Annotated in this window: 11 protein-coding genes; 4 read left to right on the forward strand and 7 right to left on the reverse strand. The window is 54.1% G+C overall.

Translation table 11 applies throughout. From position 1 onward, the window contains the following. Positions 1 to 186: 186 nt before the first annotated feature. The 3 genes from CCB157_RS07560 to lgt all read right to left on the reverse strand — a co-directional run bounded on the left by CCB157_RS07560 (position 187) and on the right by lgt (position 3,839). Positions 187 to 822, reverse strand: a complete 636-nt coding sequence (locus CCB157_RS07560; protein WP_238594630.1) for a YcnI family copper-binding membrane protein — start codon at positions 820 to 822, stop codon at positions 187 to 189. A gap of 46 nt (positions 823 to 868) precedes the next feature. Then, complete coding sequence (locus CCB157_RS07565; RefSeq protein WP_077615300.1) at positions 869 to 2,437, reverse strand: copper resistance CopC/CopD family protein; 1,569 nt, start codon at positions 2,435 to 2,437, stop codon at positions 869 to 871. A 601-nt stretch (positions 2,438 to 3,038) separates the two neighbouring features. Then, entirely contained in the window at positions 3,039 to 3,839 is an 801-nt protein-coding gene (gene lgt / locus CCB157_RS07575) for a prolipoprotein diacylglyceryl transferase (RefSeq protein WP_077615302.1), read from the reverse strand. Between the two features lie 369 nt (positions 3,840 to 4,208). Here lgt and katA point away from each other — a divergent pair, with 369 nt between their 5' ends. Next, positions 4,209 to 5,660, forward strand: a complete 1,452-nt coding sequence (gene katA / locus CCB157_RS07580; protein ID WP_077615303.1) for a catalase KatA — start codon at positions 4,209 to 4,211, stop codon at positions 5,658 to 5,660. Positions 5,661 to 5,846: 186 nt separating this feature from the next. Here the strand turns inward: katA and CCB157_RS07585 are convergent, their stop codons facing one another. Continuing rightward, positions 5,847 to 7,121: an MFS transporter gene (locus CCB157_RS07585; protein ID WP_077615304.1), complete on the reverse strand. Its 1,275-nt coding sequence runs from the start codon at positions 7,119 to 7,121 to the stop codon at positions 5,847 to 5,849. 3 nt (positions 7,122 to 7,124) lie between these two features. Continuing rightward, positions 7,125 to 7,598, reverse strand: coding sequence for an ArsR/SmtB family transcription factor (locus tag CCB157_RS07590; protein ID WP_077615305.1), 474 nt, complete (start codon positions 7,596 to 7,598; stop codon positions 7,125 to 7,127). Between the two features lie 364 nt (positions 7,599 to 7,962). On the opposite strand from CCB157_RS07590, the gene nadE reads away from it, so the two are divergent. The 3 genes from nadE to CCB157_RS07605 all read left to right on the forward strand — a co-directional run bounded on the left by nadE (position 7,963) and on the right by CCB157_RS07605 (position 12,599). Next, complete coding sequence (gene nadE, locus CCB157_RS07595; RefSeq protein ID WP_238594633.1) at positions 7,963 to 8,766, forward strand: NAD(+) synthase; 804 nt, start codon at positions 7,963 to 7,965, stop codon at positions 8,764 to 8,766. Positions 8,767 to 9,022: 256 nt separating this feature from the next. Further along, positions 9,023 to 11,029: a lipoteichoic acid synthase gene (gene ltaS / locus CCB157_RS07600; RefSeq protein ID WP_077615307.1), complete on the forward strand. Its 2,007-nt coding sequence runs from the start codon at positions 9,023 to 9,025 to the stop codon at positions 11,027 to 11,029. 256 nt (positions 11,030 to 11,285) lie between these two features. Continuing rightward, on the forward strand, positions 11,286 to 12,599 hold the full coding sequence (locus CCB157_RS07605) for an NCS2 family permease (RefSeq protein ID WP_077615308.1): 1,314 nt from the start codon (positions 11,286 to 11,288) through the stop codon (positions 12,597 to 12,599). Positions 12,600 to 13,068: 469 nt separating this feature from the next. Here the strand turns inward: CCB157_RS07605 and CCB157_RS07610 are convergent, their stop codons facing one another. Both CCB157_RS07610 and CCB157_RS07615 read right to left on the reverse strand, forming a co-directional pair. Next, entirely contained in the window at positions 13,069 to 13,884 is an 816-nt protein-coding gene (locus CCB157_RS07610) for an ABC transporter permease (protein ID WP_077615309.1), read from the reverse strand. A 2-nt stretch (positions 13,885 to 13,886) separates the two neighbouring features. Then, positions 13,887 to 14,906: an ATP-binding cassette domain-containing protein gene (locus CCB157_RS07615; RefSeq protein ID WP_077615310.1), complete on the reverse strand. Its 1,020-nt coding sequence runs from the start codon at positions 14,904 to 14,906 to the stop codon at positions 13,887 to 13,889. Between the last annotated feature and the right edge of the window lie 146 nt (positions 14,907 to 15,052).

Below are 15,052 nucleotides of genomic sequence, written 5' to 3' on the forward strand. Positions count from 1 at the left end.
CGGTCATTCAACGCATCGATTGAACCTGAACGGCATGATCCCGCTAGCGGACACCCCGCACGCTTCTTGAAAGCCGATCGCTGGCGGTCGCCCGCCCGCTTGTCCTCAATCCACGGAAGGATCGACGGCTTTCCTATAGTAAAAAAGACAAGCCGGTTCCATCGATGAGAACCGGCTGGCTTTGTCTTACGCTTTTTTCTCTTTTCCGACGAAGTTGACGATCAAGGCAATCGTGCTGATCACAACCGCAAGAATCGCCAAGTAAAGAGCCCAAGGATTTTGATCGCTGTCCGTCTGATCCGTCGCATTCATTGATGCATGGTGGTGATCGGCGGTCGCTTCTCCTGTCCCCGCAGCGGTGACTTGAGTCACCGAGGCCGGGTAATCCGAACCTTCGGGGCCGATCCATTTGACCACGCTGCCGTCTTTGTACGTTTGGTAAGCTTTCCACGCCAAGGATTTGGCGTTGGCGGCCACCTTGCCCATCATGTTAAACTCGCCGAACTGTTCCGGCAGGAGGCCTTGTCCTTCCGCCGTCCATGTCACGCTCGTTATTTTTCCATTTGCATCCTTTTCGACTTGATACTTCCAACCCGGAACCGGTTCGAACGACGCGATGTCCACATCTTTTGGAATTTCCACTTTCACTTTAACGGTCGGCACATTCTTTTCGGTCGGGACCTTCACCGTGAATTTCTGATAGGAATCAGCGGGAACTTGATTCGGGCTGACCGTGACGTGCGCGCTCGCCACACCGGCGAACAAGAAGGCGGCGGCAAACAGCGCAGGGATGATCGTTAACCATTTTTTCATGTTTTTCATGCTTTTCAACTCCTTAAAGTATAGTTTCAATCATCGCCATTGAGATTTATGGCGTCAAAACGTCATATAGTTTCATTTCCCGGGTTACGACGCTTTCATTATCGCGATCATCGACGAGATAAAGGTTTAATCGATAGCGTCCCGGTTTAAGGAAAAATTGTCCGGTCGCTTCATAAACAGTAACCGTTTTGCCTTTGACGCGTTTGACATCCTGTTTTTTCAATGGAATGGTGAGCGGGGCGACCTCCGGATCTCCTTTATCTTCCAAAACAAGCTGAACGTCTTCAAGCGCATGATTGGCGCTTGTTACGCTCAGTCTCACCGTATTGGCGATCCCTGGCATATTGGGTGTAATCGTCGTCTCCGCCTGAAAACCGTCCGCTTTCGCTTTCCAATCCAGCGGCTGATTCGTCGGAAACGGGTTGGAATACGTCAGGGCGCCGACAACGAACATAATGGCGGTCATCAGCACGAAATCGGCGATCAGCCATTTGGCCGCCCCCTCCGGCGCTCGTTTGGCCATGGCCCGTCGCAGGAAAGCCGCGACGACCACGACGAAGACGACAAGCCCCATTTTAATGAGCAAATCGATCCCCCATCCGCTCGCTAAAATCTCCGACGGATCGGGCAAATAAAATACGGTCGAAACGAGCCCGGACACGATCAACACGACGAGGCTGATGAAGGCGCCCGTCGAAAACACGGGTAAAAATTCGGCGAAGATCCGCTGTTTGGCGCGCTTCCAATGCAGCGCCGCCACCGCCAACCCTCCGGCCCAGAACGCGCCCGCCAGCAAGTGCACATAATCAAGGGAGATCGTCAACGCCTGCGGATGAAAGGCGGCGGCATGGCCTGAAACCGCTTCGACCAAAAGAATGGCCAATGTCCACGATAGATCCGCCCAACGGTTTTTTCCCAATAAGAAAACGCCTGACGCCGCAAGCAGCAAACGGAGAAGCACCAACCTCCCGGCATCGGTTTCGAGCAGGAAGGCCGGCCACACGCCGAAGTGAAATCCCCCGACGCCGTCGTAAAGCTCCGATACACCGGTCAATGCGCAAATCAGCAGGAAAAACCGGCTGAGCGTTCGATACCCGTTCTTCCGGGCAAATGAAAGGGTGTCGGGAAAGAGCCGCATCAGCCCCGTCCATCCGGCCAAGGCCAACAACGTGAGATAGTATAAACCGTAAAAGACGGTTCGTTGGAGCGATACGTCGTGCAGATGGCCGCTTGGGGCCGCCGCCGTCTCTTCCCGCGCCTTGCCGACCGTGACCAAGTAGGAAGCGGCGACGGGGTGACCGTCCGCGGAGATCACCCGATAACTGACCGTATAAACACCGTCCGGCAACTTCGGCAATTTGACGCGGAGGGTTGTATGATCCCGCGAAAGCTGCGTCTTTCCTCGGCTTACTTCCGCGCCTTTTTGATCAAATACCTTTATAAAATAAAAACGGTCCTCGATGCGCTCGTTGAACGTCAAGCGCACTTCGTCCGGCGCCCGGGTCACATGGGCGTTCGGCGGAGGATTGGACGACACCAAGCTGGCGTGGGCCCAAGCCCCTTTCGGCAAACATAGGATTAACATAAAGACAATGACCGGCGCCCAACGTTTCATCGCCAACCCTCCCTTCCCATTATGGATCAATTTCTATCAATTTATAACGCCGCATCGCCGCATCTAATAGTATATTAAGCGACAGCAGGGTGTGACCGTCGTCACAGATGTGAAAATGCCTTGACGACTTAGTGAAAGATTTGGGAAGAAACTCCTCTGGTGCCATGGGCCGTTGTTTCGAAAAACGGGTTTATAAAGAGACGATACGTGGGCCGTAACCCTTGATTGGGGAATGCCGTTCCTGAGCCGCGCATGAGATCGATTGTGAAGGGAGCAACATGCGACCTGATAAAACGACAAGCAGTCATCTGTTCCAAAGCGATAAACGCGGCCAGGCGTTTGCAGAAGCTGGATGGCGGACGCCGTGAGACCGGCGTCGCCGTTCTTCAAGGCGTCGGCATGGGCAAAACGTCATCCGCCCGCGCTCCTCCTGCCGCTTATCGGATGTAAAAATGAACGGAGCGCCTTCCGGGAAAAGGAAGGCGCTCCGTATTTTGATCATCGCAAAGGAAATACGTCGGGACGCAACGAGTGAAAAAAGCGACACCGCCGACTCATGGGCGTTCGTACGGTCGGTACGGGTGCGCTTCTCCCGCTCCGCTCATTTTTGACGAACTTCCTGATCGGCAGCCGGCTTCCGACGCGGACGCCTGAAAATGAGGTAAATAGCCATGATCATGGCGGCGGCGATGAAACCGAGCGCCGTCCATTGTCCGCCGGTCAGTCCGAGCGCATAGGCCGGCGAATCGCCGCGCAAATACTCGAGCCCGAAGCGCAGCGAGCCGTACAGGAAAAGAAATAAAGCCACGATCCAGCCTTTGGGCAAATTTTTCCCCAACAGATAAAAAAGCAAGCCAAAGATGACGATATCTCCCTGGCTCTCCCACAATACCGCGGGCCAGAGCGGTTCGGAGCCGTAATATTCATGGGCGATCGTGCCTTCGGGAAAAACGATGCCGAAATCGGAATACGTCGGTTTCCCGAACGCATCGCCGCCGAAAAAGCACGCGATGCGGCCGATGCCCATGCCGAGAACCATCGGCGGCGCCAGATAATCGGCCAGCTCCCAAAAATCAAGGCGATACTTATATGTGTAAAGGATCAATGCGACGGCGCCGCCGACGATGGCGCCGAGAATCGAAATCCCGCCGCGCCAGATCGCAATGATTTCAGCGGGATGATGGATGTAGTAAGGCGCTTGAAAAATAAAGACGTGCCATAGGCGCGCCCCGATGATGGCGCCGATCAACGCCCAAAAAATATAATTGTATAAATGCTCATGGTAAATCGTGTTTTTTGTCATGGTCAACGCGACGCCGAAACCGATGAGAATGGCAATGACGGATATGACGGCGTGCGTTTGCACGGTATAACCAAAAATGGTCACCAAGTCTTTATGCATCGGATGGCCACCTCAAGTCCTCAGTTTTTACTTCATTTTACCATACTTTCAGACGAAGGCGAACGGCACTGGCAGGAATGGCGCAGGCGCGGTCTCCGTCCTGCACCGCAGCCCGACCCCGACCGAGTGCGTTCCGACTGCAACCCACCTTCCGTTTTCAATAAAGAGCGTTCATTCTCATTCAAATAATGTGCGCTTGCCCGTCGGAAAAAATAAACTGCGAAAAACGTGAAAAACTAGCTGTTATTGTCCAAAAACACCAAAAACGCGCCCGATGTTGTCGATAATTATTATCATTAACTATTGACTTTTAATAAAAAAATATTATACTCTTAAACTGACATTAAAAACGGAGGGGTGATTGGCCACATGGCGAACAAAAAAACTTTGACAACCGGTGCGGGGATCCCGGTTGGTGACAACCAAAACTCCATAACCGCCGGTTCCCGCGGGCCGACCTTGCTGCAAGACTTCCATCTCGTCGAAAAACTCGCCCACTTCAACCGCGAGCGCGTGCCGGAACGCGTCGTGCACGCCAAAGGCGCCGGTGCGCACGGCTATTTCGAAGTGACGAACGACGTGACGAAATGGACGAAAGCCAAGTTTTTGTCCGAAGTCGGCAAACGCACGCCGGTGTTTGTCCGCTTCTCCACGGTCGCCGGTGAAAAAGGGTCGGCCGACACCGTCCGCGACCCGCGCGGTTTCGCCGTCCGCTTTTACACCGAAGACGGCAACTACGACATCGTCGGCAACAACACGCCTGTCTTCTTTATCCGTGACGCCATCAAGTTCCCCGATTTCATCCATAGCCAAAAGCGCAATCCGCAAACAAACCTGAGAGATCCGAACGCCGTTTGGGACTTTTTCTCTTTGTCGCCCGAATCGCTCCACCAAGTGACGATTCTCTATTCGGACCGCGGCATTCCGAAGTCGTATCGCCACATGCACGGCTACGGCAGCCATACCTTCAAGTGGACGAATGCCAAAGGCGAATCGGTGTGGATCAAATACCATTTCAAAACCGAACAAGGCATCGAAAACTTGACGGCGGAAGAAGCGGCGAAGATCGCTGGCGTTGATCCCGACTATGCGACGCGCGATCTATTCGAGGCCATCGAAAGCGGCAATTATCCGGCCTGGCGCCTCTACGTGCAAATCATGCCGTTGGAAGACGCGAAAACGTACCGTTTCGATCCTTTTGACGTCACGAAGGTATGGTCGCAAAAAGACTACCCGCTCATCGAAGTCGGGCGCATGGTGCTCAACCGCAACCCGAAAAACTATTTCGCCGAAGTCGAACAAGCGGCGTTTTCGCCGGCCAACATCGTCCCGGGCATCGGTTTTTCGCCGGACAAAATGCTGCAAGGGCGCATTTTCGCCTATTCAGACACCCACCGGTACCGCATCGGCGCGAACTACCAACTCTTGCCGATCAACCGTCCGCTCGTCGAAGTGAACAATTATCAACGCGACGGATTCATGCGCTTCGACGACAATGGCGGCAGCGCCGTCAACTATGAACCGAACAGCTTCGGCGGACCGGTCGAGGATCCGGACGCCAAACAAGACGCCTTCGAAGTGTCCGGCATCGCCGACAGCGTGCCGTACGACCACGACGACCACTACACCCAAGCCGGCGACCTCTACCGCCTCTTGAGCGAAGAGGAACGGGAGCGCCTCATCCAAAACATCGTCAACGATATGAAACCGGTCAAAGAAGAAATCAAACGCCGCCAAATCGAACATTTCCGCAAAGCCGATCCGGAATACGGCGAACGCGTCGCCGCCGGCCTCGGGCTGTCCCTGACCCCGAACAATTAACATCGGGCAGCCGGCGAACCGGCACCTCAGCCTCATGGCTTGGGTGCCGGTTCTTTTTTCGCGCACATGCCATTTTTCTGATATTCATTTCGCGAATCCGCCGCTGCTTGATGCGCCTTCCGGAAAGTCCAGCGCCGCGCCCATGGGGATCACGCCATGAAGACGCCCCTTCGCCGTCGGCCTTTTTCAGGACAACGCGCGCCCGTTCTCCGCGGCGGCGGTCGCTTCATGATGTTCCACGAAGCGGTGCGCTTGGGTCGGCCAAAGCGCCGTGATAAAGATGGACGCGGTGATCGCCATGTGCAGCCACACCACGCTCTTCACCAACACATCAATGCCCCAGAGATCCGCCAACACGCCGACCAAAATGGTGCACAGAACGACGGACGCGCTTTGAAAGAGCCCGAACACCCCGCTGATCCGCCCCATCTTTTCCACCGGCACTTGCATTTGATAAAACGTCTGAAAACCCGTGGACGTGCAGGACTGAAAAAACCCGAGGACGGCGAAGCCGAACGCCGCGGCCCAAAAGCCGCCTGCATAGGCATAAACGATAAAACCGACACTGGTCAGAACAACGGAACCGATCAAGAGCTTGAGCGGGAGGCGCTTGGCAAACACCGCGACAAACAGCGCGCCGAGCACATAACCGACACCGCAGCACGACACGAGCAGGCTGTATCCGCTGGCATCGAGGCCGAGCACCCGCTCGGCGAAGACGACTTCTTGAGAATCGAGCGACATGCCGATCACGGTCGCCAATTGGCAAAGCAAATAAATAAAGATAAAATAGGCATTTTCTTTGGCAAAGGCAAACACCGCCCGCCAGTCGGCGAGAATCGTCCGCCAGATGTTTGGTCGTCCGGAAGCGGTATCGGTCTTCGCTTCGATGACCACCTTCGGCAAAAAGAAGATGAAGATCAGCCCCGAGAGAAGGAAGGAAATCCCGTTGAGACCAAGGGCGATGCCCGGCGAGCTGAAAGCGAGCAACGCACCGGCCAGCGCCGGGCCGACGACGATCGCGCCCGTCTGCGTCATACCGAGCAGGGAATTCGTCCGCTTCCATTGCTCCGCGGGGATAAGCTTCGTCAAATACGGGTTGAACGCCGTTCTATACAGCGTGTCGCAAACGCCGAGGAGAAAGATGACCGCGTACATGACATAAAGATTGTGAAGGAACGGCAAGCTGAGCACGAGGACACCGCGCGCGATGTCGTTGGCAACCAACACGCTTTTTTTGTCGACGCGATCGACGACCGAGCCCGACCAGAGCCGCGTGAGAATCGCCGCGGCCGGCGGAATCGCCCACAGCGCCGACACCGCGGCGGCCGAATGCGTGCGCTCCAGCACGGTCAAATTGAGAGCGACCAAATAAATGAAATCGCCGAGGCTAGAAATCCCCAACGCCGCCAACAAAAAGCCCGTCACCCATTGCTTTCCCTGCCCAACCGATACCGCCACGCGTTATTCCTCCTCTTTTTCCACTTTGGTCAATATGCAATCCACGGAAATCTCTTCAGCATCTTCGTGCGTCGATTCCATCATGATCTCCCACCGCTCGAACAGCTGGGTGATCTCCGCGATGAACTGTTCTTTTTGTTCTTTGGTCAGCGCCAAGTGCGTGCCGATATATCCGGCGCGTTTTCCGTTCGGCGGTTCAACGCCAGGGTTGGCAACAAAACGGGTCGTCTTGGCGCGGTAATACTTTTCCAAAACCCCGCCGTTGGCCCGGGTTTCCACCAATTCCAACAGGCCGGCTTCATGCAGTTTGCGGATGTGGTAATGCACGCTGCCCGCGGTCTTTTTTAGGCGGTCGGCGGCCTGCTTGGCCGTGAGCGCCTTTTTCCGCAACAAGTGCAGCAGTTTGATCCGTGTGGAATTCGCCAAGATTTTTTGTTGCTCGGCGGTTATTTTTATAAAATCTTCCTTCGACTCCATGAATTCGGCTCCTTTCTTCTTTTGGGTCAGTCCCAAATCATCGATAAAACCGGTTTCACGATCTAATTTATTATATCAATCTAATTATTTAGATTGTCAAACGGGGAAGCGGGGGACAGTCCCCGAAAATTAGTACTTATGAAGTATTTTTTAGATAATACTTTTGTATTAAAATCCCTTCATTTCATGGGGTTTTCCACTTTTATGCTTTAAAGCATCGGGGGACAGTCCCCCGTGACACCCCCGTGTCCCGAAAACGAAAATGAATTATAATGAGAGGAGAGGCTTCCGCACCGGCGGAACGTCTTGGATACGTTTAACGGGATTGGAGCGGATTAAAGTGAGAGCGTTGCAAAAAGAAATAATGGAAGCTTTACATGTTCAACCGTCCATCGATCCTGAAAAAGAAATCCGGAAGCGCATCGACTTTCTGAAGGCTTACGCGGTAAAGACCGGCGCCAAAGGTTTCGTGCTCGGCTTGAGCCTCGGCCAGGATTCGACACTGGCGGGCAAACTCGCGCAACTGGCCGTCGATGAGCTCAACGCGGAGCACGGCGGAGGCTATCGCTTTGTCGCGCTCCGGCTTCCCTACGGATCTCAGAAGGATGAAGCGGATGCCGAAGCCGTTCTCGACTTTATTCGGCCCGACGTCTGCTATACGTTCAACATTCAAGAGACGGTGGACCATTTTAAAGAAACATTCGACCGGGCGCATGCCACTCCATTGAGCGACTATCAAAAAGGGAACGCCAAAGCGCGCATCCGCATGGTGGCGTGGTACGCCTATGCCGGCGAAAATCAGCTGCTCGTCATCGGGACCGATCACGCCGCAGAAGCCGTCACCGGTTTCTTTACCAAATACGGCGACGGAGGCGCCGATATTCTCCCGCTCGCCGGTTTGACGAAACGTCAGGGCAAAGCTTTGCTCAAAGCGCTCGGCTGTCCGGAACGGATTTACATGAAAACGCCGACGGCCGATCTCCTCGACGAAAGACCGCAACAACCCGACGAAGCGGAACTCGGCCTCACCTACGAAGCCATTGACGATTATCTCGAAGGCAAACCGGTGGATGACGCCGTCGCCGAGAAAATCGAACGGCAATATCTGATGACCCGCCACAAAAGAGCCTTGCCGGTGTCGATGTTTGACGATTGGTGGAAAGCTTGACGAAAGAGGGGAATGCACACATCCCCTCTCTTCCTTTTTAATAACTACCGGTTTTTCCCCTGCCGAAAACGATTCATCATCACGAGCTGTCCCCAACACTTTTTATATTAAAGTCATAAACGGTCATAATTTGGCAGACGATTCGAATTGACTTTTTATGATATCAGGCTACAATAGATGGATGAATGAAAAACATTGGGTTTGGATGACGGTTTTCTCGTGCGTGCCTTTGTTGGCTTTTAAGGAGGAGAAACCTATGAATCTTTTAAACTTAGGCAAAAAGATAATGAACGGTAAAATGACCTTTTTCTTTATCGCGGTCGTTTTGTTTTGGCTGAAATCCTACGGTTCCTATCTCACCGAGTTTAATCTAGGCATTCAAAACGACATGCAACGCTTTTTGCTTTTTTTCAACCCGATCAGTTCCGCCCTCTTTTTCTTGGGCATCGGGCTGCTTTTTAAAGGACGCAAACAGTATATCGTAACGATCATCATCGATCTGATCTTGACCATAGTCCTTTATGCGAACGTCGTGTTTTACCGGTTCTTTAACGATTTCCTGACCGTCCCGCTCATCTTCCAAACGAAAAACTTCGGCGAAGTGAGCGGCAGTGCGGCAGCGCTGATGAAACCCCACGACGTTCTTTATTTCGCCGACATTTTGCTGTTGATCGCCTTGGTCGTTTTCCGCGTCGTCAAACCCCACGAACGCCTGGCTTGGCGCAAGGTGGGCACCGTTTTCGCGGCGGCCGTCGTGTTTTTTGCGGTCAACCTCGGACTGGCTGAAGCCGACCGTCCGCAGCTTTTAAAACGCGCCTTTGACCGCAACTATCTCGTCAAGTATCTGGGCGCCTACAACTACACGATCTACGACATCATTCAAAACGTCCGGTCGTCCGCCCAGCGCGCCATGGCTGACAGCAACGACGTGACCGACGTGTTGAACTACACGAAAGCGAATTACACCGAGCCCAACCCGAAATACTTCGGCAAGGCAAAAGGTGATAACGTCATTTTCATCTCGCTCGAATCCTTGCAAAACTTTCTGATCGACTATAAAATGCCGGGAACGAACGAGTATGTCATGCCGTTCCTGCACTCCTTGACGACGGATGACCATACGTTCTACTTTAAAAACTTCTTCCATCAAACCGGTCAAGGCAAAACGTCTGACGCCGAATTCATGATGGAAAACTCGTTGTTCCCGCTGCCGCAAGGCTCCGTCTTCTACACCAAGGCGGAAAACACGTACGAAGCGACGCCGGCGATTCTCAAATCTCGCGGGTATACGTCCGCGGTCTTCCACGGCAACTATAAATCGTTCTGGAACCGCGACGTCATGTACAAATCGCTCGGTTTTGACAAATTCTTTGACGCCCGTTACTACGACATGCAGCCGGATCACGTGATCAACTACGGCATGGAAGATAAACCGTTCTTCAAAGAATCGATGCCGCTCTTAAAAGGTTTGAAACAGCCGTTCTACACAAAATTTATCACGCTGTCGAACCACTTCGATTTCCGCTTGGATAAAGAGGACATCGATTTTCCGCCGGGCGATTTCGGTGACGGCGTCGTCAATCGGTACTTCCAAACCGCTCACTACTTGGACGAAGCGATTGAACAATTCTTTAACGATCTGAAAGCGAGCGGCTTGTACGACAAAACCATTATCATCATGTACGGCGACCATTATGGCATATCCGAAAATCATAACAAGGCGATGAGCAAAGTGCTGGGCACCGAGATCACGCCGTTTGTTAACGCCCAGCTGCAACGGGTGCCGTTGTTCATTCACGTGCCCCAGCTCAAAAGCCCCGGAAAACCGATCGATACTTACGGCGGCGAAATCGACGTGCGGCCGACGCTGCTCCACTTGCTCGGCATCGACACGAAGAATTACATCGAATTCGGTTCCGACTTGCTGTCGCCGCACCATCGTGACATCGTTCCTTTCCGGAACGGGGATTTCGTCACAACTCATTACACCTACGTCAAGGGCAAATGCTACGACAACGCGACGGGTGAAGCCGTCGATAAAAAACAATGCGCGCCGTACGATAAAATCGCCAAGAAAGAACTGGAACTGTCCGATAAAGTCGTCTACAGCGACCTGCTCCGTTTCTACAAACCGAAAGGATTCGTTCCGGTCGACAAAGATAAAATCGATTACCGCCGCGAAGTCCAAGACAAAGATATGCCGCCTTCTTCCCTGCCGAACTACGGTCAAGGACAACAGGAAACATCAACGGACAATCATTAAACCAAAAACAACCGAAGCCGGTCCCCTGTCCATGACAGGGGGCCGGCTTTTTTCATTCTTCCATTCTTCGTTTAAACGTTCGCTTCTCATCGCGAGCACCCGGCGTCCCGCACGGCAACGAACTAAATATATGAACATTATAAGTGATAAACTTAATTATTGTTCGGTTTAAGGGTTGCTTATAAATAATTAGCTCTATATAATAATAGTGTTGTCATCAAATACGAATAATAATGAAAAACTTGGGGGTCCAATCATGAAGCAGCCCAATCCGTTTGCGCGTTACTTTGACTTTGAACGCCGCCAAACCAACTTCATGATCGAAACGATCGCGGGAGTGACGACGTTTCTATCCATGGTCTACATCCTCTTTGTCAATCCCGCCATTCTTAGCGCCGCTCACATGGATCGGGGCGCCGTGTTTACGGCGACGGCGCTGGTCACCGCCTTCGGCACGCTCCTGATGGGGCTGCTCGCCAAATACCCGATCGCCATCGCACCGGGCATGGGCATCAACGCTTATTTTGCCTATTCAGTCGTCCTCGGCCACGGCGTCTCGTGGCAGACCGCCCTGGCAGGCGTGACGATCGCCGGCATTCTCTTTTTCATCATCACGCTGTTCAAACTGCGCGACATCATTTTAGACGCGATTCCGGAGGATTTAAAATATGCCACGGCCAGCGGCATCGGCCTGCTCATCGCGTTCATCGGCCTGAAGAACGCCGGCCTGATCGTCGCCAATAAAGACACCTTCGTCTCGCTCGGCGATTTGAGGGATCCGCACGTCTTGCTGGCCGTCTTCGGCACCGTCATGACGATGGCGTTCATGGTTCGAAAGGTGCACGGCGCCATTTTTTACGGCATGGCGATCACCGCGATCGCCGGGATGATCACGGGACTGATCCCGTTGCCCGAAAAACTTGTCTCCGGCGTTCCGAGCCTCGCGCCGACATTCGGCGAAGCCGTCATCCATCTTTCGGATATTCATACGGGCCATCTCGTCTTCGTCGTTCTGACGTTCCTTTTGGTCGGCTTTTTTGACACCGCCGGCACCATCATGGCGGTCGCCCACCAGGCCGGTTTCATAAAAAACAATCGGCTGCCCGAATCGGGAAAAGCGCTGCGTGCCTCATCCGCAGCTTTTGTCGTCGGCGGCATTCTCGGCACCTCTCCGACATCCGCTTACATCGAATCGTCGGCCGGGGTGGCGGCCGGCGGGCGCACCGGCTTTGCCTCGATCGTCACCGCGGCGCTCTTTTTGCTGGCCCTTTTCTTCTCGCCGCTTTTGTCCGTCGTCACGAATGAAGTGACCGCGCCCGCCCTTATCATCGTCGGCGTTCTGATGGCGTCCGCGATGGGAAAAATCAAATGGGACGAACTTGAAATCGCCATTCCGGCGTTCATCACTATCATCACCATGCCGCTCACCTACAGCATTACGAACGGAATCGCCTTGGGCTTTGTCATCTATCCCGTCCTGATGGCCGTCAAAGGCCGCATCAAAGAGCTGCACCCGATGATGTTCGTCCTTTTTGCCATCTTCGTTTTGTTCTTGCCGTTCTTGACATAACCTTGACACAGCGCCCAAACCGCCCGCTTGGAAAGCCAAGCGGGCTTGATGCATTAAAAAACGGCTGTCGGGACATCCGACAGCCTTTAATACGTCCGAAACCTTTTTTTACAAGGCCAATCAATAGGCGAAGCGGCCATTTTATCAATCCTTGAATCACATTCTACCCCAAGACAACCGCTCGATGAAAGCCGCCGTGCGGCGCGACGCACGGCTTTTCTTTTCGCGATGGCCGGGCGCACGCGCCAGGTTCTCTCGCACGATTAATGCATTGAAAATGGATAACGAGGATCCGCAGCTCGGCAAGCGAAAAGGTCCCATCATGATAGGCATGAGAACGGTAGGCTTATTTTTCAGACCCTGCCTCTTTTGATCCGACTACGCCTATTAAACCGGGACGGCAGCCTCCCGCTCATGCCCAGGAAAAGACGAACATTGAAAAAGACCTTTCCAAACGATAGCTTTTCAATTATGTCCGGCGCATGTACGCGCGCACGGTGAGCGGCGCGAAGATCGCCACGATGATCGCGGCGCCGATGAGGGAGATGGCGAAATCGCTCCCGATGGTGCCGTGATTGGCAAGCTGCCGGACCGCCGTGACGAGGTGCGAGATCGGGTTGACGTGGACGAACCATTGGAGCCAGTCGGGCATCGTCTTGACCGGCACAAAGGAATTGGAAACGAAGGTCAGCGGAAACAGGATGAGCATGGAGATACCCTGGACGCTGGAAGCCGTCCGGGCGATCACGCCGAAGAAGGCAAATATCCAGCTCATCGCCCAAGAACACACGATCACGAGGATCGCCGCGATGACGACGTGATCGAATCCCCCGTCGGGGCGATAGCCCAAGATGTACCCCATCGCGAGGGTGAGCACGGTCGCGATGGTATATCGGACGGTGTCCGCCAGCAAAGCCCCCGCCAATGGAGCGATGCGCGCGATCGGCAGCGACCTGAAGCGGTCAAAGACCCCCTTGTCCATGTCCTCCCGCAATTGGACGCCGGTCACGATCGACGTCGTGATCACCGTTTGCACGAGGATGCCGGGAATGATGATCGGCAAATAGCCCTTCACGCTTCCGGAGATGGCTCCGCCGAAAATATAGGTAAACATCAAAGTAAAGATGATGGGCTGGAACGTGACGTCGAACAATTGCTCGGGCGTGCGCTTGATTTTCAAGAGACCTCGATACGCCATCGTCAAGGATTGGCGAACCGACTGACCGAGGCTCATGCGGTTTTTGAGCTGAAGCTGAGACCCGGACGTGCTCAGTGGTCTATTCATGTTCACATCGCCTCCACTCCGTCGGGAGCGTGGGATGCTTTTTTCGCATCGTCTTCCACGCCATGCCCGGTGATGGTCAGAAAGACTTCATCAAGCGTCGGTTTTTGCACGCTCATCTCGGCCAAACGGATTCCCGCCTCGCGGAGCGTGATCAGCAAGTCGGCCACCCGATCGGCATCCGCAATCGGCGCCGTGATCTTACCGGCTTCCGGCGACACGATGGCCCGGACCTTGAGCATGCGTTCGACCATTTGGCGGGCGGTCTCGATATCCCCTTGATTCTGAACGCGCAGTTGCAGCGACGAGGTGCCGACGGAAGCTTTCAATTCATCCGCGGTTCCCTCGGCGATGACCCGGCCGCGGTCGATGACCGCGATCCGGTCAGCCAGCTGATCGGCCTCATCGAGGTATTGCGTAGTCAACAGCACGGTCGAACCCGTCTTCACCAATCGCCGGATGGTGTCCCACATCTGTGCCCGTGTGCGTGGATCCAAGCCGGTCGTCGGCTCGTCCAAAAAGATGAGCGGCGGCTGCGCAATGAGACTCGCCGCCAGATCCAGGCGCCGGCGCATCCCGCCGGAGAAATGCTTCAGCGGGCGCTTCGCGGCTTCTGTCAATCCAAATTCCTCCAATAATTCGGAGGCTTTGCGCCGCGCCTCTTTGCGCCCCAGCCCGAGCAACCGCGAGAAGATGACGAGGTTTTCCATGGCGCTGAGCGTCTCGTCGACCGACGCGTATTGGCCGGTGACGCCGATCAATTGTCGGACGATCTGCGCCTCCTTGACGACGTCGTGCCCGAAAATGCGCGCGGAACCCCCGTCCGGCCGCAATAAGGTCGCCAGCATTTTTATCGTCGTGGTCTTGCCTGCTCCATTCGGACCAAGGACGCCATAGATCGTCCCGGCCCGCACGTTGAGATTGACGCCATCAACCGCTCGGTTGTCGCCGAAAATTTTAACGAGCCCACGTGCCTCGATGGCCCAATCATAGCCGTCCGGCACGCTTCGGAGTACACGATCCATTGCTACGCCTCCTATCTTTCTATAAACTGAACACATTGAAACGATAACGCACGTTTATGAACTGAATATGAACGATGGTCGAAACGCTCAATGTTGACCTGCATATCCGATAACGCACGTTCATGAGCTGAATATGAACGATGGGT

Source organism: Caenibacillus caldisaponilyticus (genome assembly GCF_002003465.1).
Taxonomy (GTDB): Bacteria; Bacillota; Bacilli; order Bacillales; family Sporolactobacillaceae; genus Caenibacillus; species Caenibacillus caldisaponilyticus.